Annotated in this window: 20 protein-coding genes; 14 read left to right on the forward strand and 6 right to left on the reverse strand. The window is 32.5% G+C overall.

What is annotated here, in order from left to right; translation table 11 throughout:
- Positions 1-2 precede the first annotated feature (2 nt).
- Together C1H87_RS03365 and C1H87_RS03370 are read left to right on the forward strand one after the other, a co-directional pair.
- Positions 3-2066, forward strand: coding sequence for an ATP-binding protein (locus C1H87_RS03365; protein ID WP_102754463.1), 2064 nt, complete (start codon positions 3-5; stop codon positions 2064-2066).
- Positions 2063-4156, forward strand: a complete 2094-nt coding sequence (locus C1H87_RS03370; protein ID WP_102754464.1) for an ATP-binding protein — start codon at positions 2063-2065, stop codon at positions 4154-4156. Before C1H87_RS03365 ends, C1H87_RS03370 begins: the two co-directional genes overlap by 4 nt.
- Positions 4157-4197: 41 nt before the next feature.
- Here the strand turns inward: C1H87_RS03370 and C1H87_RS03375 are convergent, their stop codons facing one another.
- Positions 4198-4482: a hypothetical protein gene (locus C1H87_RS03375; protein ID WP_102754465.1), complete on the reverse strand. Its 285-nt coding sequence runs from the start codon at positions 4480-4482 to the stop codon at positions 4198-4200.
- A 54-nt stretch (positions 4483-4536) separates the two neighbouring features.
- A complete protein-coding gene (folE, locus tag C1H87_RS03380) occupies positions 4537-5124 on the reverse strand; it encodes a GTP cyclohydrolase I FolE (protein ID WP_102754466.1) in 588 nt (195 codons plus the stop codon).
- 177 nt (positions 5125-5301) lie between these two features.
- On the opposite strand from folE, the gene C1H87_RS03385 reads away from it, so the two are divergent.
- Both C1H87_RS03385 and C1H87_RS03390 read left to right on the forward strand, forming a co-directional pair.
- A complete protein-coding gene (locus tag C1H87_RS03385) occupies positions 5302-7806 on the forward strand; it encodes a DUF5916 domain-containing protein (protein WP_102754467.1) in 2505 nt (834 codons plus the stop codon).
- 67 nt (positions 7807-7873) lie between these two features.
- Positions 7874-8536, forward strand: a complete 663-nt coding sequence (locus tag C1H87_RS03390) for an ABC transporter ATP-binding protein (protein ID WP_102754468.1) — start codon at positions 7874-7876, stop codon at positions 8534-8536.
- 226 nt (positions 8537-8762) lie between these two features.
- Here the strand turns inward: C1H87_RS03390 and C1H87_RS03395 are convergent, their stop codons facing one another.
- On the reverse strand, positions 8763-9575 hold the full coding sequence (locus C1H87_RS03395) for a hypothetical protein (protein WP_102754469.1): 813 nt from the start codon (positions 9573-9575) through the stop codon (positions 8763-8765).
- A gap of 225 nt (positions 9576-9800) precedes the next feature.
- On the opposite strand from C1H87_RS03395, the gene C1H87_RS03400 reads away from it, so the two are divergent.
- Positions 9801-10565, forward strand: coding sequence for a TIGR02757 family protein (locus tag C1H87_RS03400; protein WP_102754470.1), 765 nt, complete (start codon positions 9801-9803; stop codon positions 10563-10565).
- Between the two features lie 188 nt (positions 10566-10753).
- On the opposite strand, the gene C1H87_RS03405 is transcribed toward C1H87_RS03400, so the two are convergent.
- Entirely contained in the window at positions 10754-12646 is a 1893-nt protein-coding gene (locus C1H87_RS03405) for a M61 family metallopeptidase (RefSeq protein ID WP_102754471.1), read from the reverse strand.
- Between the two features lie 98 nt (positions 12647-12744).
- On the opposite strand from C1H87_RS03405, the gene C1H87_RS03410 reads away from it, so the two are divergent.
- From C1H87_RS03410 to C1H87_RS03450, 9 genes are all read left to right on the forward strand, one after another.
- A complete protein-coding gene (locus C1H87_RS03410; protein WP_102754472.1) occupies positions 12745-13752 on the forward strand; it encodes a glycosyltransferase family 2 protein in 1008 nt (335 codons plus the stop codon).
- A 193-nt stretch (positions 13753-13945) separates the two neighbouring features.
- A complete protein-coding gene (locus C1H87_RS03415) occupies positions 13946-15874 on the forward strand; it encodes a BatA domain-containing protein (RefSeq protein ID WP_102754473.1) in 1929 nt (642 codons plus the stop codon).
- Complete coding sequence (locus C1H87_RS03420) at positions 15871-17130, forward strand: dihydroorotase (protein ID WP_102754474.1); 1260 nt, start codon at positions 15871-15873, stop codon at positions 17128-17130. The genes C1H87_RS03415 and C1H87_RS03420 overlap by 4 nt, the downstream gene beginning before the upstream one ends.
- Positions 17130-17462 (forward strand): hypothetical protein, encoded by a 333-nt coding sequence (locus C1H87_RS03425; RefSeq protein ID WP_102754475.1) that lies wholly within the window; start codon positions 17130-17132, stop codon positions 17460-17462. The genes C1H87_RS03420 and C1H87_RS03425 overlap by 1 nt, the downstream gene beginning before the upstream one ends.
- Positions 17463-17562: 100 nt before the next feature.
- Positions 17563-18216, forward strand: coding sequence for an alpha/beta hydrolase (locus tag C1H87_RS03430; protein WP_102754476.1), 654 nt, complete (start codon positions 17563-17565; stop codon positions 18214-18216).
- A 37-nt stretch (positions 18217-18253) separates the two neighbouring features.
- A complete protein-coding gene (locus C1H87_RS03435) occupies positions 18254-18772 on the forward strand; it encodes a nuclear transport factor 2 family protein (RefSeq protein ID WP_102754477.1) in 519 nt (172 codons plus the stop codon).
- A gap of 106 nt (positions 18773-18878) precedes the next feature.
- Positions 18879-19937, forward strand: coding sequence for a helix-turn-helix domain-containing protein (locus C1H87_RS03440; RefSeq protein WP_102754478.1), 1059 nt, complete (start codon positions 18879-18881; stop codon positions 19935-19937).
- Between the two features lie 76 nt (positions 19938-20013).
- Positions 20014-20484 (forward strand): YHS domain-containing (seleno)protein, encoded by a 471-nt coding sequence (locus tag C1H87_RS03445; protein WP_102754479.1) that lies wholly within the window; start codon positions 20014-20016, stop codon positions 20482-20484.
- Between the two features lie 27 nt (positions 20485-20511).
- Positions 20512-20865 carry a hypothetical protein gene (locus C1H87_RS03450; protein ID WP_199769327.1) on the forward strand — a complete coding sequence of 118 codons (354 nt, stop codon included), beginning with the start codon at positions 20512-20514 and terminating at the stop codon, positions 20863-20865.
- Positions 20866-21342: 477 nt separating this feature from the next.
- Here the strand turns inward: C1H87_RS03450 and C1H87_RS03455 are convergent, their stop codons facing one another.
- Both C1H87_RS03455 and C1H87_RS03460 read right to left on the reverse strand, forming a co-directional pair.
- Positions 21343-22047, reverse strand: coding sequence for a response regulator transcription factor (locus tag C1H87_RS03455; protein ID WP_102754481.1), 705 nt, complete (start codon positions 22045-22047; stop codon positions 21343-21345).
- 3 nt (positions 22048-22050) lie between these two features.
- Positions 22051-23592, reverse strand: coding sequence for a sensor histidine kinase (locus C1H87_RS03460; protein ID WP_102754482.1), 1542 nt, complete (start codon positions 23590-23592; stop codon positions 22051-22053).
- Positions 23593-23644 lie beyond the last annotated feature (52 nt).

Raw genomic sequence — 23644 nt, forward strand, 5'->3', positions numbered from 1 at the left:
AATTGAGCAAATACCACACCTACATATTATGCCTTTTTGTCTTTATCAATTTACAGGCTCAAAACAATAGTTTTGATAATACACTAGATAGCATCCAAAGATTAAGAAAACTGACTAAAAATGATAATATAAAATTAGATACTAGACTTAGGTACGCGAAGCAAGCAAGAGATTTGTCTTATGAGACTAAAATAGATTCGACTATTCTCCTATCAAATGAAAGAATAGTCCATGTTTACTTATTAAAAAACGAATACGAACTTGCAATAAAACTTGGGCAAGAAAATTTAAAATTAGCGCAAAAAGTAAACGACTCGTTAGCTTATGCTTTTGGTTGTTGTTATCTTGGTTATGGATATATTTTATCTGGAATATACAAGGATAGTTCATATTTTTATTATAATAAGGCATTAAAAATTTCTAAAAAACTAAATCATACCGATTTAACTATATCCACATTACTAAACCTTGCCAATATACAAGATGACCATCGGGATTATCTAAGCAGCGAAATCAATTTGATTGAAGCTGCATCTTTTTTACAAACACTTCCGAAAGATCAATTTGCCTTCGATAAATTATCTAACGTATACAACCAAATCGGTCTAACTTTAAGCCATCAAAAATTATATAAAAAAGCAATTGATTATTTTAACAAAGCCTTAGAAATTAATAATAAACTACCCAATGAATATAATTACGAAGACAATAGCAATATAAACAAATATGAAAACTATTTATACAGTAAGATCAACTTAGCCGAAGTATATAAGAAAAAAAAAGATTACAAAAATGCCTTATCTATATATAATGAATTACTTGAAAACAAAGACTTAATAAAAAAAGACCTTCTTTCATATGTTGCCATAATTAACAACAAAGCATATGTATTATTTCTTGCTAAAAGAAACAAGACAAAACTCATTAAATCCCTATTTAATAAAGCTTACAAAATTAGTAATAGCTTGAATGCTTTATATGAAATTGCCTCCGGTGGAAATGACATGGCCGAATTTTACTATGCCATCAACAAAAAAGATTCCGCTCATATTCTTTCTAAAAGATCATATACCGTTGGCAAACAGATCAAAAACTATCACGAACTTTCTAGGGCTTTATTAATGCTTTCCAAAATTGAAAAAGGAGAAGCAGGCAAAAAATACTTATACGAACATATAAAACTTAACGATAGTCTGATCAACGTAGAACGCACATCGAGAAACAAATTCGCCAGAATTCAATACGAAACAGACACCTATATTGAAGAAACCAAACGCCTGACCTCCCAGAACATTTTAATTACTATTATTGGCCTGATAATCATTTTGGTCTTTGCACTAATACTAATCATAAGGGTTCAAATTACCAAGAACAAAGTATTGCGATTTGAAGGTGAGCAACAAAAGGCCAATGAGGAAATCTACACGCTAATGCTCAGGCAGCAAGCCAAGATTGAGGAAGGGCGGCTTATGGAACGACACCATATCTCAGAAGAGCTCCATGATGGTATTTTAAACAAGCTTTTGGGCTCCAGGTTGGGATTGGAGTTTTTAGTCATAGATCAAAAAAACAAAGGAAAGTTCAACGTTTACATTGATGAAATTAGAACTATTGAAAAAGAAATAAGAGACCTGTCCCATGAACTGAAAAACACAAAACTAGATGCCGAAAAAGACTTTATTACGATTCTGAAAAACTATGTCGATTATCAAAGTAACCTTCATGTATTTCAATATAACTTTAACCATACCCCAAATATTGCATGGGAAAACATCAACGATCATGTAAAAGTCAATCTATACAGAATTATTCAGGAAGCCATTCAAAATATTGTTAAACATGCCAAAGCAACAACCATAACCATAAATTTCTCTCTAAACCATGGTGAATTACAACTGGATATTATAGATGATGGCACTGGGTTTAATTCCAATAAACAAAGTAAAGGTATTGGATTGTTGAATATAAAATCTAGAGTATCAAAACTCAAAGGAAAACTCAAGATTAGCTCCGAAACCAAAAAAGGTACGTCATTAATAATTAAACTTCCCGTTAATCAAAAATGAAACTGAACAAATATCACACCTACATATTATGCCTTTTTGTCTTTATCAATTTACAAGCTCAAAACAATAGTTTTGATAGAGCCTTAGATAGCATCCATAGATTACGAAAACTATGTAAAAACGAATCTATTAATTTAAATAGCAGGCTTAAATACGCAAAAGAAGCAAGTCGATTATCTTATAAAACAAAGGTAGATTCTACTATTTTATTATCCAATAGAGCACTTGTAGGCATTTACATGATTATGGATAATATAGAAATGATTCGAGCTATCAGCCATAAAAACTTAAAACTAGCAAGAAAGCTTAACGACTCTACAATAATGGCTCACACCTATCGAAACCTAGCATGGAGCTACATCGGTCCCGAGTTAAATATTGATAGTTGCTACATATATAGCAATACGGCTTTGAAGCTTTATAGAAAACTCAAAGATTATGAATACCAAAGCCTATCATTAAGCTATATATCTCACTTACAAAAAAATGAACAAGATTTTGTTAACAGCAATGCCAACCTTATAAAAGCTATCAATTTATTAAAATTACTTCCAGAAGATGATGGAATTCTGGATGGGTTAATTAGCTATTATCACCAAATTGGCCTTAACTCTAAAGCCTCCAAGCTATACGATGAAGCCATTGAATACTTTAATAAGGCTCTAGAAATCAATAACAAACTATCCGACAACTACGATTACGATTATAAAGGTTATAACGGTGTAAACAAATACATGAATTACTTATATACTAAACTCAATTTAGCAGAGGTATATAGACTAAAAAAGGATTATAAAAAGGCATTGTCAATTCACGACGAATTACTAAAAGACAAAGACTTGTCCAAAAAAGATCCCGGAACATATGTTACTTTAATTAATAATAAAGCTTACACCTTATTTACATCTAAAAGTAAAGAAACAAAGCACATTAATTCGCTTTTTAGAAGAGCGTATAAAATTAGCGATAGCCTAAATGATTTATATAAAATAGTCGTTTCGGGCAACGACTTGGCTGAATTTTTATATGCCATAAATAAAAAGGATTCCGCACATATACTATCTAAAAAGTCATATACTCTTGGTAAACAAATTAGGAACCATCATGAGGTGTCCAGAGCTTTAATGTTGCTCTCCAAAATTGAAAAAGGAGAAAACAGTAAAAAGCACCTATACGAACACATAAAACTTAACGATAGTCTACTCGATGTTGAACGCACATCAAGAAACAAATTCGCCAGAATTCAATACGAAACCGATACCTATATTGACGAAACAAAACGCTTGACCTCCCAAAACATTTTAATTATTATTATTGGCCTGATAATCATTTTGGTCTTTGCTCTAATACTAATTATAAGGATCCAAATTACCAAGAATAGAGTATTACGATTTGAAGGTGAGCAACAAAAGGCCAACGAGGAAATCTACACGCTAATGCTCAGGCAGCAAGCCAAGATCGAGGAAGGTCGGCTTCTGGAACGCCATCATATCTCAGAAGAGCTCCATGATGGTATTTTAAACAAGCTTTTGGGCTCCAGATTGGGACTGGAGTTTTTAGTTATAGATGAAAAAAACAAAGAAAAGAATAAAGAAAAATTCAATATTTACATTGAGGAAATTAGAACTATTGAAAAAGAAATAAGAGACCTGTCCCATGAACTGAAAAACACAAAACTAGATGCTGAAAAAGACTTTATTACGATTATGAAAAACTATGTCGATTATCAAAGTAACCTTCATGCATTTCAATATAACTTAAGCCATAATCCTAATATTTTATGGGAAAATATAGATGACTATGTAAAAGTCAATCTATACAGGATTATTCAGGAAGCCATTCAAAATATTGTTAAACATGCTAAAGCAACCACTATAACCATTAATTTCTTATTAAACTCAAATAAGCTATATCTAGACATTATAGATAATGGTATTGGCTTTAATATTAATAAAAAAAACAATGGTATTGGTTTGTTGAATATAAAATCCCGGGCATCAAAAATTAAAGGAGAACTTAAAATTAACTCAAAGAGTAAAGAAGGCACAACCTTAACAGTTAAGCTTCCTTTTTATCAAACCTACTTGTAATATATAGGTGATTTTTAATTAGAAATACATTTGCCTTTGGTTTAAGTTTTCTCTATAACGCTTTCTTTTTTAGCATTAAAAACATAGGTATACAACCACATAAGCGTAAACGTTGGTATAACATCTAAACCAGGTAAAGCCTCTTCTACAAAGGTTATAACACCAGCTATTTTCCCTGGTTTTCCTTTATATAGCTTTGTCATTATCCAACCTGAAACGGGTGCCCAAACGACATCTGAAAATTCACCTATACCAGGAATTATAAAAGAAGTATATCCAATAGCATCAAAAACAATCCCAAGTGCTAATTTTTTGTATTTATTCATTAAGTAATATTTAATACAATAGGATATGCAAGAAATATACCAAACCCCTGTTAACTATTTTCCTATGAGTTTTAAAAACTCATTTCTAGTTTCAATTTTTTCAAATTGTCCCCTAAAACCCGAGGTCGTTGTAATAGAATTTTGCTTTTGTACACCGCGCATCATCATGCACATATGCGAAGCCTCTACAACAACAGCCGCACCTTGTGGTCTTAATGTATCGTTTATACAATCTAAAATTTGTTCGGTTAAGCGTTCCTGCACCTGCAAGCGTCTTGCAAAAACATCTACAATTCTGGGTAACTTACTCAACCCGACAATTTGTCCGTTAGGGATATAGGCAATATGCACTTTTCCAAAAAATGGTAGGATATGATGTTCGCAAAGCGAGTACAGCTCAATATCCTTAACGATAACCATTTCATTATAAGATTCCTTAAACATGGCGCTTTTAAGAATTTCTACAGGATCTTGATGATACCCTTGAGTTAAAAACTGCATGGCTTTAGCTGCACGTTCTGGAGTCTTTAACAACCCATCGCGCTCTGTATCTTCCCCTAAATCTTCAATGATTTTTTTATACCTATCCTTAACATCATCCGTTACCTGTATATTATACTCTTCAAACTTCTTATATGGCATATGCGTTTTATAAAATTCTTAAATTCAGTATTTCATTCTTTTCGTAAGTCTAAAGTTAAGCAAATTTTAACTTTTAATTAGTAAAATTAAAAGTTCACAAAAGTAATTTTGTTAAGCAAAGTATAACAAAAATGCATCCAGCCAATCTTTGTTTTGCATCAATCGACTAGCAACCCAATGAAATACGTACCTATCTTAATTGTTTTTTTGAGCTTTACCATTATTCAAATTAATGCACAAAACAAAAAAACCTTAAACATTTTAAAAACACAAAAAGCACCTAAAATTGATGGTGTTTTAGATGATTCTGTGTGGATAAACGCGACTGATGCCGCCACAGATTTCACTCAATTTCGACCAGAAATGGGAGTTGTAGAAAAACCTCATCAAAAAAACATTGTGAAAATGGCATACGACGATAATGCTATTTATGTAGGTGCTTACCTTAAAGATAACCCCGAAGACATTCAAAAGCAGCTTACGAGCCGTGATAACTTCGGACAATCAGATTTTTTCGGTGTGATATTAAACCCAAACAACGATGCCCAAAACGACATAGAATTTTTTGTTTTTAGCTCTGGAACACAAGCAGATGCCTTGGCATCTCCAAACATACCGGACCAAGAAGACTTTGGCTGGAATGCGGTTTGGGATAGTGCTGTAAAGATTGTTGAAGATGGCTGGATTGTAGAAATGAAAATCCCATACAGAGCGCTACGATTTTCTAACGACGAAGTGCAAACTTGGGGCATACAGTTTCACAGGCGTTTTCGTTTAGACAACTCGCAATACTCCTGGAATCCTATAGATAGAACAAAGGGCTATAGTGGTATTTATCATGGGGAGCTTAAAGGTATAAAGAATATTAAACCGCCTACACGGTTAAGTTTCTATCCTTTTGTTTCGGTAATATCCGAATCTACAGAAGGTGAAACAGATAATAATTTTAATGTAGGGCTTGATGTAAAATACGGTATCACAGAAAATTTTACTTTAGACGCTACCCTCATACCCGATTTTAGTCAGGCTGCTTTCGATAACAGAAGTTTAAACCTAGGTCCTTTTGAGCAGACGTTTTCTGAGCAACGACAATTTTTTAAAGAAGGGGTCGACTTGTTCAACAAAGGCGATATGTTTTTTTCTAGACGTATTGGTAATGCTCCTGTAGATTATGAAGATTTAGAAGACGAATTAATAGACAACGATAATACAAAAGAAGACATAGTAAACAACCCAGATCAGGTAAAAACGCTAAACGCGCTTAAATTTTCCGGACGTACTAAAAAAGGTTTAGGAATTGGTTTTTTTAATGCCATTACCGAAAAAACCCAGGCTAAAATTAAAAGAACCGATTATATACGTAATCCTGTATCTCAAAACATAACAGATAGTATTATTACCTATAGAGATAGAGTAACAGAATCTTTAGCGAATTACAACATTTTAGTTGTAGACCAACAATTTAGAAAAAACTCTTCAGTAAGTTTAATTAACACCAATGTAACCCGCGATGGCAAATTTAGAGATGCCAATGTAACCGGTGCCTTATTCAACATTATTGATAAGAATAACAAATACAATTACAATGGCGAAGTTAAAATGAGTCTCCTTAACTTAGAAGAAGGTGCTAAAACGGGATATAGTAGTAAAATTGAATTTGGTAAAGTAAGTGGCAATTACCGTTATAACATAGGGCATGAACTCGCTGATAGAAAATTTGACATTAACGATTTAGGGCTACAGTTAAGAAATAATTATAACAACCTTTATGGCGAGGTATCGTATCGTATTTTTGAGCCAACAGAAAAATTAAATAATTTAAGGATTCGTTTAACCGCTAAATACAGTAATCTTCTTAACCCCGGAAGATATACCGGAAACAGAATTCGTTTAAGGATTTCTGCCCAAAACAAAAAACTAATGTGGTTTGGCACCAATTTTCATACACGCATAGGTAAGCAACACGATTATTTTGATCCAAGAGACACTGAAAACAACCGATTTTTCACCTATAAAAATCTTGTAACAAATACAGTATGGGTTGAAACAAATAAGAATAAAGTATTCTCTATAGAAGCCAATTTAGGCGCTGCTACTTTACTTGATAAAGAGAGAGATTTGTTCGGGCGTTGGTTTGAATTAGAACCTACGGTGCGTTTAAATGATAAACTCCGAATAAGTTATGAGTATGAATACGATAGAAACAAAGGCGGTAGAGGCTGGGTAGATACTAACGATTCTGGAGATATTATTTATGGCCAGCGCGATCAGTTAGAAATTGAAAATAGTTTATCTGCCAGTTATAACTTCAATCCTCTAAATGCCCTTACACTTACTTTTAGAAACTATTGGACTACAGTAGACTATGATTATGATCTATTTACCCTTTTAGACAATGGAAAATTAACAACTGCTTCTGGTTTTAATATAGAAAATATAGATTTCGACCCCAATATTAATTTTAGCACCTGGAATTTAGACTTACGTTACTCATGGCAATTTGCTCCTGGTAGTCAGATTATAGCACTTTACAGAAACCAGTTGTTTAATGAAGATACCGCTTCTAAAGATCGGTATTTTAAAAGTCTAGATACGCTGTTCGATCAACCTATAGATCACACTTTTTCGCTCCGTTTTATCTATTTCATAGACTATAATGAGTTAAAAAGCGTTTTAAAATAGAAAAGTAGCGCCTAAACGTTGCTCATAAGCCTATAAAGTATTATTTTCAGCGTTCCAATTGTTAAAAATGATTCAAGCAAAGAATATTCATAAATATTATGATGACTTACACGTTTTAAAAGGTGTAGACATTCATATTAAAAAAGGCGAAGTTGTTTCTATAGTTGGAGCATCTGGAGCCGGAAAAACAACTTTATTACAAATACTGGGGACTTTAGACACAGCTTCTTCGAATGAAGATTTTGAATTGAAGATAAACGACACCAGTATAAAATCCCTAAAAGACAGAGCATTAGCTAGGTTTAGAAACGAGCATATTGGTTTTATATTTCAGTTTCATCAACTACTTCCCGAATTTACAGCTTTAGAAAATGTATGCTTGCCTGCATATATAAAAGGTACTAGAAAAGTTGATGCCGAAAAACGAGCTATCGAGCTATTAGATTTTTTAGGTTTGTCGCATCGACACGATCATAAACCAAACGAATTATCTGGAGGAGAACAACAACGTGTTGCTGTTGCAAGAGCTTTAATAAACAACCCTGATTTAATTTTTGCTGATGAACCTTCTGGTAATTTAGATAGTGAATCTGCCGAAACACTACACAGCCTGTTTTTTAAGTTACGTGATGAATTTGGACAAACCTTCGTAATTGTTACCCATAATAAAGAACTGGCTAATCTAGCAGATAGAAAACTGGTTATGGTAGATGGAAACATTACGGTTTAACAACATTATTTCGGTTACGTACTACTACCCCCTACCTATAAAAGAAAAAGGATCTATTGAATACTAGATTCAATAAATCCTTAATAACGTAATACGTTATTTAAATTTCCACTTCACCGAAACATACCTTAGTTATGACATAGGTATGAGAATAATCATTTTAACGGAAATCTTGTCCACAAAAAGGTAGACCCAACGCAAAACATTTAAAATACTTTACAATTGATTAATCACCAAAAGGATAAGATTTACCCAATATTGTAATTGTAGAATCTTCATAATTCAATTTAACATCCTTTAATCCACCAATATCAAGATTAAGAATACCAGATTTTATACCTCTTGGCAATAACACAAAATGTAATGGTTTTTCTACTGTTAATGTGTATTCAACATCTTTAGAACTTACACCTGTTTGCGTTCCCTCAAGCATATATTCATCATCCCAAATGTTTAAAGGCGTATCAGAACCAGCAATCCATGTTCTAGTAGAGTTTTCAGTATAATTAATGGTCGCACCTGCTTTAGTGGTAATTTTTCCATTTTCAATGGTTACACTGTAAGTTGAATTATCGTCTTGATTTTTTCCTAAATTTTTCACTTTATGTATTCCTTCAACCTTGAAATCTTCATGATAATAATCCGTAAAGGTCGTGGTATGCTCACTACCAGTCTCACCATACCAATTGGTTGAAACAATAGTAACGATCCCTTTGCGGGTTATACCATCTTTACATAATACTCCCGATTGATAATCGATGGTTGTCGTTTTAGGAAATGTTGTAAAATCCAACGGTTCTATAGTAATTATAGGACCTTCGTCTGTTTGGATTTTGCTTGATTTTGAAGTTGCTGAACTTTCAGCACTCAAAAGAGCATCGCCTCCATTATTACCTACGTCTTGAAAAACCTTATTTACTGTAACATATTCGGTTAAAGCTTCTGTAGCAGATATGGCATCTACATTTGGTTTTACGTCATCTTCTTGACAGCTACTTAGTAAAAGTAATGCAAGAACTGGGATTATAATTTTTCTCATAATACATTATTTATTTGGACTAATAACGTTATAAATTTCAATTTTAGTTCATTCAGATGTTAAAAAATAGTATTTTCAACCAATTTTTACGCCGTTTATCGATATTTTAATTTAAAAATTATGAAAAGACACTTGTAAATTAGCGTTTTAGCCCTACTTCTTCTTAAACTACCAGCTCTGCTTTAAGTTTATTGAGAATCCTTACTTTTACATTAAAAAGTAAACTTGAACAAAACCGATCTCCTAGACTTTCTTAACGCAAAAGTCATCCAATATAACAACCCAAAGTTTATAGAAAGCGATCCTATTCAAATCCCGCACCAGTTTAGTAAAAAAGAGGATATTGAAATTTCGGGATTTTTAACTGCTACTATTGCCTGGGGAAATAGAAAAAGTATTATTAATAATGCCAAACGTTTAATGGGTTTCCTAGACGGTGCTCCTTTCGATTTTGTTATAAACCACTCTGAAATTGATTTGGAAAAGCTAGCTCCCTTTGTTCATAGAACTTTTAATGGAGACGACTGTATTCAATTTATAAAATCCTTAAAGCATATTTATAAAAACCATGGAGGATTAGAGTCAGTTTTTTCAAAACATGTAGAGGCTAAGTCTTTGCAAGTATCTATTTCGAAGTTTAAATCGATATTCTTTGAAATAGATCATTTACAACGAACACAAAAGCACATTAGCGATCCTGTAAAGAATTCCGCGGCAAAACGGATTAATATGTTTTTACGATGGATGGTGAGAAATGATAATGCCGGAGTAGATTTTGGCATTTGGAAAAGCCTGTCGCCTTCTCAACTATCTTGTCCTTTAGATGTACATTCCGGAAATGTAGCAAGAAAATTAGGGCTATTACAACGTAAACAGAACGACGCAAAAGCCTTATTGGAATTAGATACCGCCCTAAGGGAATTAGATGCCGACGATCCGGTTAAATATGATTTTGCTCTTTTTGGGTTGGGTGTTTTTGAGGGGTTTTAATCTTTACTGAATTAAAATACACTACACCATATTTTTTAAAACAATATTTACAAATTAATAAACCTAAATTTACTTATTTACAAACATTAGGGAAGTACTTCAAAAATTTAATTGAATTTTCCACAAAAAAAAGAGACTATCTCAAAATTTGAGACAGTCTCTTTATAAACGTTATTTATAATACTAAATTATCCTTTTAACCAAGCTTCACGCAAAGTCTTTTGAGCATCTGTAGCATCTGCTTTTTCAACTATAGCTTTACCTGTAACATAACCTTGTGTCGTAGTTGTTTTAATAACAACTTCCTCTCCTGCTCTATCTAAAGTTACCTCGATGTCTCGTCCTGGTTGCCACATAAAAACTTGTTGTAAAACATCATTAGCATTTTGCATAGTTAAGGCTTCACCATCAACAGACTTTATAACATCATTAGCTTTAACACCTTGTTCTTCCCAAAAACTATTTTTTAATGCCATATCTGTAAAGAATATGGTTCCTTTCTGCGGATCGCCACTCACAATAGGCACTCCATTCATTAATATATAGTTAGCTTCCAATTTCCCCTCTCCTATTTCTAAGCCTACTTTTTCGAAAAACTTGTTATAATCTATTGGCGTATCTCCAACAACATGAGTATCGAAAAATCCTCGTAAAGAAGGATATGTCATAGCCACAATTTCGTCTATAAGCTTATCATCTTCAAATGGTTTATTCTTTCCATATTTATTCGATAGCTCTTTCATTAAAGATAAAATGCCTCTTTCGCCATTGCTTTCTTCACGCATTAAAATATCAATACACATCCCAATTAATGCTCCTTTTTGGTATACGTTTAAATATTCATCCTTATAAGGATCCTTTAAAACATTCTCGCTCATTATAGTAAAACTCATGGCATCGTTCATTTGCTTAGACCGCTGAATTTTATCCATAATTCTATTGTAAAAATCAGATTCGGAAACAAGTCCTTGATCTACTTGAAATAACGTCGCAAAATACTCCGTTACCCCCTCATACATCCACAAATGCTTAGAGAACGTTGGATTGTGATAATCAAAATAATGAACATCTTCAGAATGTACACTTAAAGGCGTAACGATATGAAAAAATTCATGAGATACCACATCCGTCATACTCTCATCTAAAGCCTCTTTAGGCATCGATTCTGGCATCACTACTACTGTTGAAGTATGATGCTCTAATGCACCAAATCCTTTTGGTGAATCTTCCTTACCTTCAGATAAATACAAATAAATATCGTAACGCGGTGTCGCATTTATATCACCCAAATATGCTTTTTGTGCCTCCATCATTTTAAATATCGTCTCTTTTAAAGACTTAGCAGAATGCACTTTGTTAGGCGAATATACACTTAGTACAATTTTAATATCACCTACCTTAAACTCTTCAACATCTAAGTTTCCATACATCATAGGGTTATCGGTAATATCGAAATACCTTGTAGCAAAATAACTTGTAGTGACGCTTTTTCCATCTTCGCTAGTCTTAGAACCTACATTTTGCAGTGCAGAAGTACGAACAAAATCTGCCGGAGCCGTAACGTCTAGTTTATATTGATTCTTTTTTAAAGAATCGAAGTAACCAATAAAGCCATGTAAATTTAACACGTAGTTATTAGGTTCGATATTAGTCCCAGAAGGCGAAAAAGGAGCTTCTTTTCCTATACCTCCATTCACTTCAATATCATAAGTATCATTAACTAAATAAGTAATTTTATCCAACTCCTTTGCATTACTAATAGACCATGTGTTAGTATCTACTTTATTTACAGGCAGCTCATTTCCTTTATAATCAATCGCTTTAAAACCATCAATATACTTACCAAAATCACTCACAGAATAAGTACCCTGTACCACTTTTGGCAAACGATACGTTACGGTTTCCACAGTAAAACGTCCCGGATTAATTGTTACCGGCGCTTTATCGTTTTCTATACCTGTTAAGTTTATTGCTGTTTCTATTGGCAAGCTTACGGCCAAATCGTTCTTTGCATTCTTAGTTGAACTACAACTAGCTAGTAAAATACCCGCAAATAACGCGGCAAATGTCTTAGTATTCATCTAAATTTAGTTTATTTCTTTTAACGACGCACAAATTACCATTATGTTACGGGCTCTTTTCTTAAGGATATGTTAAAAAGATAAATTATATTCGCTCAATGCAAAATTCCTTAGTTAGTATACTCATTCCTTTTAAAAATACCGAAGCGTACTTAGAAGATTGTTTGGTATCTATTTTAAATCAGACTTATACAAATTGGGAGTTGCTTATAGTTGACGATTCGTCCACCGATTCCAGTTTTGATATCGTTGAAGGTTTTGCAAAAAAGGATAGTAGAATAACGCTTTTAAAAAATAAAGGTACTGGTATAATTGATGCCTTACGATTAGCTTTTAAACATAGTAAAGGCACTCTTATTACAAGAATGGATAGCGACGATATTATGCGTACTAATAAATTAGAGGTATTGGTAAACAATTTATCGGCACACGGAAAACAGCACGTTGCCATTGGTTTGGTAAATTACTTTTCTAAGGAAGGCATAAAAGAAGGTTTTAAAAACTACGAACTATGGCTTAACGATCTAACAAAAACAGGAACTAATTATTCCGAAATTTATAAGGAATGTGTTATCCCCTCACCTTCATGGATGGTTCACAGAAGTGATTTAATGGCATGCAATGCTTTTAACCCAAACAGATATCCCGAAGATTACGATTTAGCCTTTAGGTTTTATAAGCACCAATATACATGTATTCCCTGTGATGCTGTTATTCATGATTGGAGGGATTATAGCTCGCGAACCTCAAGAACACACGTGCATTATGCAGAGAATCATTTTATAGATATTAAACTGCGTTACTTTTTGGAATTGGATTACAATCCTAATAAAACCCTCGTTATTTGGGGTGCCGGTAACAAAGGAAAAGTAGTCGCTAAAACGCTTATTAAAAAAGCCGTCCCTTTTGAATGGATTTGCGATAACCCCAATAAAATAGGAAGAGACATCTATGGTAAAGTATTAAAACCTTTTAGTGCTTTGGAAACTATTGAGAATCCTCAAAGTATTATTACTGTTGCCAATAAAGGAGCTCAAATAGTGATTAAAAAATATATGGATGCTCTTAACATGAAAAATATTTTCGATTACGTTTTCTTCTGTTAATTTCTACAATACTTATACGTATATTCATTATCATTTTCTATATTTCGTTAACGAAATACTTTCATGAATTAATGTAAGCTCGTTTTAATCCAAGTAAATTATTGAACAAAGGAAACTAAATAGAATTTTTTTCGTTTTATCCAATAACTCGAAAACGAAAAAAAATATGTAGTTTTGACAAATCTAAAAATGAATGCAGTTTAAACACCCAGAGCTTCTTTACGCTTTATTTTTATTACTTATCCCTATAATTGTTCACTTATTTCAATTACGCAAATTTCAAAGAGTTCCTTTTACCAATGTGGCATTTTTAAAGGAAGCGATACTGCAAACCCGTAAAAGTTCACAAATAAAAAAATGGTTGGTTCTTTGTACAAGGCTTTTAATTCTTGCTGCCATTGTATTTGCATTTGCCCAACCTTTTTCCTCTAAGTCCAATGCCTTTAAGACCAAAAAAGAAACAGTTATTTATTTAGATAATTCATTTAGTTTACAAGCTAAAGGACCACAGGGTGAACTTTTAAAACGTGCTGTTCAAGATATTATAAGCAACGTTCCCGAAAATGAGAATATCTCGTTACTAACTAATGATAATGTTTATAAAAACACCACTATAAAAGCTATTAAAAACGATTTATTGCAATTAGGGTACTCATCAGATAAGCTGACGTCTGAAGCTGCTTTATTAAAAAGTAACACCATAATTAATAAGCGAAAAAACTCTTTAAAAAATCTTGTTTTTATTTCCGATTTTCAACAAGACGCATCTAATTTCACCCCAAAAACAGACTCACTTACGAATCTTCATTTGGTTAAATTACAGCCAATAAGTACCAATAACGCAACTATTGATAGTGTTTACATTTCTAAAAGAACTGCAAGTACTATAGAGTTAAAAGCACTTATAAAAAATAGCGGGAGTCCTATTGAAAACCTCCCCATTTCGTTATTTAGCAATGATAATTTGATTGCAAAAACTTCGGTTGCGGTTACAGATCGTGCAGAAACCACATTTTCGCTTCCCGCAAATGAAGCTATTAACGGAAAAATTATAATTGATGATGTTAATCTGCAATTCGATAATAGCCTATACTTTAATATTGGTAACGAATCTAAAGCTAATGTGCTCTCTATAAATGGAACAACAAATGATGATTCCTTTTTAAAACGCATTTATACCAATAATGAATTTAACTACCTCGCAACTTTAGAGAATCAGTTAAATTATAATATTATAGATCAACAGCACCTCATCGTTTTAAATGAACTGGATGCTATTCCCAATGCCTTAGTCGCTGCATTAAAACAGTTTACTAAACAAGGCGGAGCGTTAATCGTGATACCTTCAAAACGTATTAACGAACAATCCTATAATCAATTACTAAGTCATTATCGCTCCAATTTTAATAATTTATCGTTAACTGAAAAACGTATTACTACCATTAATTATGCTCACCCCTTGTATAATAATGGCGTATTTGAAAAACAAGTAAGTAATTTTCAATACCCAAAAGTATCGAGTTTTTATAATGTTTCGTCAAATAGTTCAACGGCATTAAAATTTGAAGATGGCAAGCCGTTTTTATATCAAAACAGTAATGCTTTTATATTTACAGCAGCTCTAAATAGTAAAAACTCAAGTTTTATAAGTTCACCGTTAATTGTACCTACACTTTATAATATAGGAAAGTATAGTCTAAAAACGCCAAAGCTGTATTATACTATAGGATACGAAAACACTTTTGATGTAGATACGCAATTGCAACAAGACGACATATTATCGTTGGTTAACAATGAGGTTAACATAATACCAAGGCAACAATATTTTAACAATAAAGTAGTAATAAGTACTTCTAAAAATCCATCCGTTGCAAATATTTATACCATAAAGAATAAAAACGAAAGCATTAAAAACATCAGTTATAATTATAATCGAGATGAAAGTAATCTAACTTATAGAACGCTTTCCCCTTCAGATAATATAACGGTTAACGATTCAATTACAGAAATTTTCAACACCATAAAAAGTGATACAAAAGTTAACGCCTTATGGAAATGGTTTGTTATTTTTGCACTAGCGTTACTGATTATCGAAATGGTCATCTTAAAATATTTTAAATGAACATACTTATAAAATCTGCCACTATAATAGATCCAAAAAGCGAGTTCCATAACAAAACTCAAGATTTATTAATTGAAAATGGCGTGATTTCGAAGATTGCCAACACCATTAAAAACACTAATAATTATCAAGAAATTAAGTTAGACAACTTGCATATTTCGCAAGGTTGGTTTGATAGTAGTGTGTGTTTTGGCGAACCTGGTTTCGAAGAGCGTGAAACCATAAAAAACGGACTTAAAACCGCCGCTGCTTCTGGTTATACTGCTGTAGCTTTAAATGCCAACACGAATCCGGTTTTAGATTCTAATTCCGATATTACCTTTGTGAATGCCAAATCCAATAATAATGTAGTAACACTATTGCCTATCGGATCATTAACCATAGGTAGCAAAGGTGAGGATTTGGCAGAGCTTTACGATATGAACACGGCTGGTGCCAAAGCTTATTACGATTACAAAAAGCCTATTTCTAACCCTAATCTTATGAAAATTGCCCTGCAGTATGCAAGTAATTTTGATGGATTAGTTTGTTCGTTTCCGCAAGAAAGCAAAATTTCAGGAAATGGTGTTATGAATGAGCACATAACAAGCACCAAACTTGGCTTAAAAGGAAATCCTGCCTTGGCAGAAGAATTACAAGTAGCTCGCGATTTATTTTTATTGGAATATACTGGTGGAAAATTACATATTCCTACCATTTCTACAGCAACTTCTGTTGCACTTATACGAGAAGCTAAAAAGAAAAAACTAGATGTTAGCTGTAGTGTGGCCATTCATAATTTGTACTTTACAGATGCTGCGCTAACAGATTTTAACACACACTTTAAAGTTTTACCACCGCTTCGTACTCAAGAAGATGTAGATGCTTTAATTGAAGGTGTTAAAGATGGTACCATCGATATGGTGACGAGTGACCATAATCCTATAGATATTGAACAAAAGAAGATAGAATTCGATCATGCCGAATACGGAACGATAGGACTGGAAAGCGCTTTTGGAGCTTTACAAACTATTTTTACCACAAAAAAGACCATAGACATTTTAACCAAGGGAAAAACACGATTTGCCTTAGAGCAAACCCCTATTAATATTGGCAATATGTTAAACATTACACTTTTTAACCCAGATACTAAATATTCCTTTTCTAAAAACGACATCGTTTCAAAATCTAAAAACACCATTTTTGAACATGAAGCTTTAAAAGGAAAAGTTTATGGAATTGCCGCTAACAACAAAATTTCGTTAAATAATATATAATGACAGAGCAAGATATTGAAGCTGGTAGAAATAATGCCGTAATCAGTTACCTAACTATATTCGGAACTATAATTGCCTTCTATTTAAATAATGAAAATAAAAGCGAATTTGCAAGTTTCCACATAAGACAGGCTCTTGGTTTATGGCTAACATTTTTTGCACTTGGTTATATTATTGGAAGTTTTGACAGCTGGACTATATCCTTAGGGTTTTATCTGTTTTTTGCCGTACTTTTTATTTATGGCTTTGGAAGTGCCCTAGGGAAAAAAGCGCAAGCTGTTCCTTTAGTTGGTAATTTATACCAAAAAATATTCGCTAACCTTGGTAAATAGGCAGCTATAAGGTATTAAATACTAAAAAAATAAAATTCCCAATCCCATGCTTCAAAAGGGAAAATAAAGTTAACCGGGTTAAACCTTAAAAATTCAACAAATGCTTAACAATACACTTTCATTACATCATATAATTCGTAAATCTACCCTAACCGAAAATGCACCGTTATTAATTATGATGCATGGCTATGGTAGCGATGAAAATGATTTGTTTTCGTTTGCAAGTGAATTACCCGAAGAGCTTTTCATTATTTCTGTAAGAGCTCCTTATGCCATGCAACCCTATGGAAATGCCTGGTATGCCATTAACTTCGATGCCGAAAAAGGCAAATGGAACGATAATGAGCAAGCTAAAGAATCTCGCGATCTCATTTCGAAATTCATCGATGAGGCTATCAAGGCTTACCCAGTAGACGAAAACAATGTATCGCTTTTAGGTTTTAGTCAAGGGAGTATTTTAAGTTATGCTGTAGCTTTAACCTATCCTGAAAAAGTAAAAAACATTATAGCCTTAAGCGGCTATGTAAATAAAGAAATACTCCCTCAGGATAAAACTAAAGACTATTCACACCTAAACTTTTATTGTTCTCATGGAAGCGTAGATCAAGTTATTCCCGTTGAGTGGGCAAGGCAAACTGTACCGTTTTTAAATGGCCTAAATATAAAGCATCAATACGCCGAATTCCCTGTAGGTCACGGCGTAGCTCCACAAAACTTTTTTGAATTTAAAAACTGGTTAATTAGTAATATATAATATTTTTCGTACCTTTCTTGTCCTAAAAAGACAAAAAATGAAACGATTATCTACTTGTATTGTATGCCTACTTATTATTTTATGCAATAAAGTTACGGCTCAAAACATTAATGAATTAAGGGAAATTAACACCCAAATTTGGAGTAATTTCACTAAATCTTTCGAAACTTTAGACTATCAATTATTTGAAAGTTTACATAGTGACGATTTAATTCGAGTTAATGGTGGTGATTACAAATCTATTAAAAGGAAAGATGCCTATTTGGGCACTTATAAGAGTCGTTGGACAGACTCATCTATAAAACAAACCATTTCCTTTAGGTTTTTAGAACGGATTTCCAAAGACGGTATGTCTTCTGAACGGGGTATCTATAAATTTACCATAAACCCTGATACTGAAAGTCAAAAATCATATTACGGTAAGTTTCATGTTATTCTAAAAAAGAAGGATAACCGTTGGAAAATATTGATTGATTACGACTCTACTGAGAATAAATCAATTAATGAAGCATCATATAACGAAGCTTTTCCGTTAGATGAATTCTCCAGTTATTAAGCATCGTATTTCTATCAACTAAAATCGCTAAAGAATAATAGCTTTTAAAAGCTTATTTGGACTTGATGCGCAAAACTGATATATTTAGTATATATTAAAAATCGGCATGCATAAAGTTGAAAAATTCTCTCCAGAAATCAATAAAGTATACTTAATAGAAAGTTATACGCTTATTCATATTCTTTCTGGTTCCGGCAGTATTCAGGTTGATTTTAAAAACTATTCCGATTGGGAAGACAAGGCTATATTTTTAGAGAAAGGTCAGTACATAAAATTTCTTTCGGATAATTTCACAGTAAGAAAAATAGAATTCTTAAATCAGAAGAAATTCTATAGCAATGAGGTACGTGTATTGTTTAAGCACCTTATTTCTTTAGGCTATATAGATTTATTAGAATGTGAAAGCTGTAATACCTTTTTATCTGAATCTGTTTTAACAAATAACTCTGCCGATATTATTGATATATCATCCAAACAATGGTATTGGCAAAACCCATTTAAAGCAAATAAAGAAGAGTATCAGGTTATTTTTGATGTTAAGGATGTTATAGATGAAGCATTTTCTAATAACCTATCAAGCCATGATTTAGTAAGTCTTATAAATGAACGCGGATATAACGCTCAAGCTTTAATTAGAAATAAAATTGGGTTATCTGTTAAAAATTTAATGAACTCTAAAAGACTTAATGAAAGCTTAAAAGAAGTTGCTTTTACCAACAAGAATATTCAGGAGATTTCATACGAATTAGGATTCAAAGACGATGCATACTTTAACCGTGTATTTAAAACCTCCACCGGACAGACACCAAAACAATTTAGAGAAAATTTTGATTTCGAAAACCGAGACTTGTTTTCTCAAGATATTATGGAGTTACTTCGTAAACATCATACACAAGAAAGATCGCTTGGATTTTATGCAGACAAAATGAACCTTTCTATAAAATCATTATCTAAAAAAGTACAATCTAAAATGAACACTTCTTTAGGTCAATTAATTCGGCTGGAATTAATTAATACTGCTAAATTGATGATTATCGAAGGGCAATCCATAACTTCTATTTCAAGGCAACTAGGCTTTGAAGAGCCTAACCATTTCTCAAGATTTTTCAAACATTATTCAGGAACAACTCCAACAGATTTCAAATTAAAAAAGTACAATTCTTAGTCTTTTTTTTGTAGCATTTAAGCCTTAGTTAGTTTTCATCTTTGCAGTGTAATTATTCACTAATAAAAAAAAGAAAATGAAAACATTTAAAACATCAATTGTACTATTTACAATTTTATTCACTGCAACTTTATTCGCTCAAAATAAAATGAGCAATAATATTGACAATAGCAATATAGCTCTTACAGGTTATAGTCCTGTATCATATTTAGATTTAAACTTAGCCCAAAGAGGAAATAAAAGCTATAAATCTGAACACAACAAAGTTGTGTACTATTTTACTAATGCGGAACAAAAAGCAACTTTTGATAAATCTCCAAAAAAATACTTACCGCAATATGGTGGTTTCTGTGCTTTTGGAACCTATGCTGGGGCAAAATTTAGAGTAGATCCAACAAAATTCATAGTTAAAAACGGCAAGTACTACTTGTTCTTGAATAATGTAGAATTAGATGCAAAACAATTGTGGTTAGCAGAAAATAATCATAATAAGTTAGAAAGTGTAGCTGATAAAAATTGGGAGAAGCTAAGTAAGACCCACAATTAATTTAATAATAATTAAAAACTTATAGTCATGAAATTCGTAACCAAAAGAATCCACGCGTTTTTAGATTACCCTGTGGCACTAGCACTTATAGCTTTACCTTTTATATTAGGTTTAGGAACTTCAAACCCTGTAGCCTTACAACTTTCGGTTGCTACTGGAATTGCTGCGCTTATTCTAACGATATTAACAGATCATCATTTAGGAATGGTTAAAGTCATTCCGTATAAAATTCATTTAATCGTTGATTTTTTAGTCGCAATAGTATTTATAATAGCTCCTTTTATTTTTTCATTTGAAGGAATAGACGCCTACTTCTATTGGGTAAATGGTATTGCTGTACTTACTGTAGTTAGTTTACATAAACCTGAAGCTATAGCTTAAAAGAGCATCAAGAACAAAAGTTGTGTGTAAATTTGAACTATTATTAAAAAGGCTTGTGAATGATGAGTTACAGTTTGTTTTATGAACTAGACAAAACATGGATCAGAGCAAAATGCCCTATGATTTGTAGGCGAGCGTCAAATGTTTGAAGATGTCGTTAAAAAAGAAATGCTGTTTGAGCACAAGCCCGAAGAAAACAAAGAGTCAGGCCAATAGATAAGGTAATAAGATTGGCAAGTGAGAAATGATCATCGTGCGAGTTCATTTCTTTTAGACATCGAAAACTAATTTGACCGCCGAGAATCTAAGGCTAGACTTTTTTGTTTCTTTTTTGGTCAATGCAAAAAAGATATAGATAATTAAAAGCATATTTTGACCAAACACAACTTTTAGTCATGATCCTTAAAAGATTTAATGAAACACAAACAAAAAATCCAGCTTTAAGCTGGATTTTTTATAATATAAAGGAAAAACTTATTAAGAATTCACTACGAGTCTAAACCCTTCTCCATGAATGTTTAGTATTTCAACTTTTTCATCAAGCTTTAAATATTTACGCAATTTTGCGATATATACATCCATACTACGAGACGTAAAATAATTATCGTCTCTCCATATCTTGGTAAGAGCCAACTCTCTTGGCATTAAGTCGTTTTCATGCAACGCTAATAAGCGTAACAATTCATTTTCTTTAGGCGATAACTTCACTGGTTCGCCTCCATTAAAACGTAAGAAGCGTAACTTAGAATTCAAATCAAAGCTTCCTATTTTAAACTCGAATTGTTTACTATCAGAAATCGTTTCGGTTGCTTTACGCTGTATTATAGCTTTAATTTTCATTAGCAACACTTCACTATCGAAAGGCTTGTTTAAATAATCGTCTGCACCAACCTTATAACCTCTTAAAACATCCTCTTTCATTGTTTTAGCGGTTAAGAATATAATTGGAACATCTGTATTTTTATCCCTTATTTCTTTAGCTAATGTAAATCCGTCCTTGTAAGGCATCATTACATCCAGAATACATAAATCGAAATCGTCTTTTTTAAACTTCTCGAATCCTTCCATGCCATTTTTAGCATGAGTTACCTCATAATCATTCATCATGAGATAATCCTTAAGAACAGTTCCGAAGTTGGGGTCGTCTTCTACTAATAAAATTCTCTTTTTTTGTTCTTCCATAATTTATGATATTAGTGGAAGCTTTATAGTGAATGTGCTTCCTTTTTCTTTTTCACTTTCTACAGATACATAACCTTGGTGGTCATCTACTATACGCTTAACATAAGCCAAGCCTAAACCATGGCCTTTAACGTTATGGATATTTCCTGTATGTTCTCTATAAAACTTTTCAAAGACCCTTTTTGCTGCTGCTTTACTCATACCACTTCCATGGTCTTTAACTTTTAATAAAATATTAGTACCTACATTTTCTGTATATACCTCTATTTTTGGCGCATCTGGAGAATACTTTATAGCATTATCCAAAACATTAACAATAACATTGGTAAAGTGGGTTTCGTTAGCTAAAATCGAGGCTTTATCTGCTTCAAAAAATGTTTTGATATAACCTTCTCTGTCTTCAACCAAAAGCTTTACATGTGTAATGGCATCATCTATCAGCTCATGTAAATTTACTCTATCTTTACTAATATTAAGCTCGTTTTTCTCAAGTTTAGATATTCTTAGTACATTTTCAACCTGAGCATGCATTCGTTTATTCTCATCCTTTATCATGGAAAGATAACGCACTACCCTCTCTTTATCATCAATAACCTTAGGATTTCTAATTGCATCTAAAGCTAAATTTATAGTTGCAATTGGCGTCTTAAACTCATGCGTCATATTATTGATAAAATCCGTTTTTATTTCAGATATCTTTCGCTGCTTTAAAAGTTGATATAAGGCACTTGAATAGGCAACTATTATAATAGATGTAAAAATTATTGACAATAATATCATCCCCATAATTGATGATAAAATATACTTTCTATCATCTGGAAAATTAACCAAAAGCTTATAGAGGCTTTTATTGTTTTCATCATAAAATATAGGTACACTGTAAGTAGACTTTATATTTTTCTCAAAACCCTCACTGCTAATTTTTGTAGCCAAATCGTTATCGTAAATAGCAAATTCAAAATCTATATCAACACCATTCTTTCTAAGCTTATCAGATAACAACTCATTAATTTTCTCTTCGGAAACTCTTTTATGCACTGGAGTTCTTTTCGAAATTTCCTTAAAACTCCTTCTCCAACTTAATCTCTGTGCTTCATCTATGCTTCCACTTCTAACAATTTTTGAAATAGGATTCTGTAAAATATCCTTTTCAGACACATCAAAATTGGTGTAAAGCTCTGTACTTGAGCTACCTATTATATTCTTAAGACCTATACTATCTATATCTAAACCAATGTCAAGGAGCGATGAAGACAATTTATAATCCTCTTCAATGATATTACTACTATAGATAAGCATTTCTTTTGTGCTGTTATTTTTCTGATAAATTAACAACTGAGAAACTGCATCTTCATCTTTCTTTTTCTCCTTATCCAAATTCATGAATTTCGAAAAATACTGCATCTCCTCATTATCTTCTATTGTATTAGAAACGTAACTTAGCGCCCCTTTAACAATAAATTTGAATCGTTCTTTTTCGTTCTCTACAGAGTTATTTATATAATACGCCTGAATAGAAATAATGCCAATAAGCGATAAGCTCATTAGTATTATTAATAGGATAAAAATTCTTTTGCTCACCATTCAAAATTAACAT

It is taken from the genome of Flavivirga eckloniae (assembly GCF_002886045.1).
GTDB classification, from domain to species: domain Bacteria; phylum Bacteroidota; class Bacteroidia; order Flavobacteriales; family Flavobacteriaceae; genus Flavivirga; species Flavivirga eckloniae.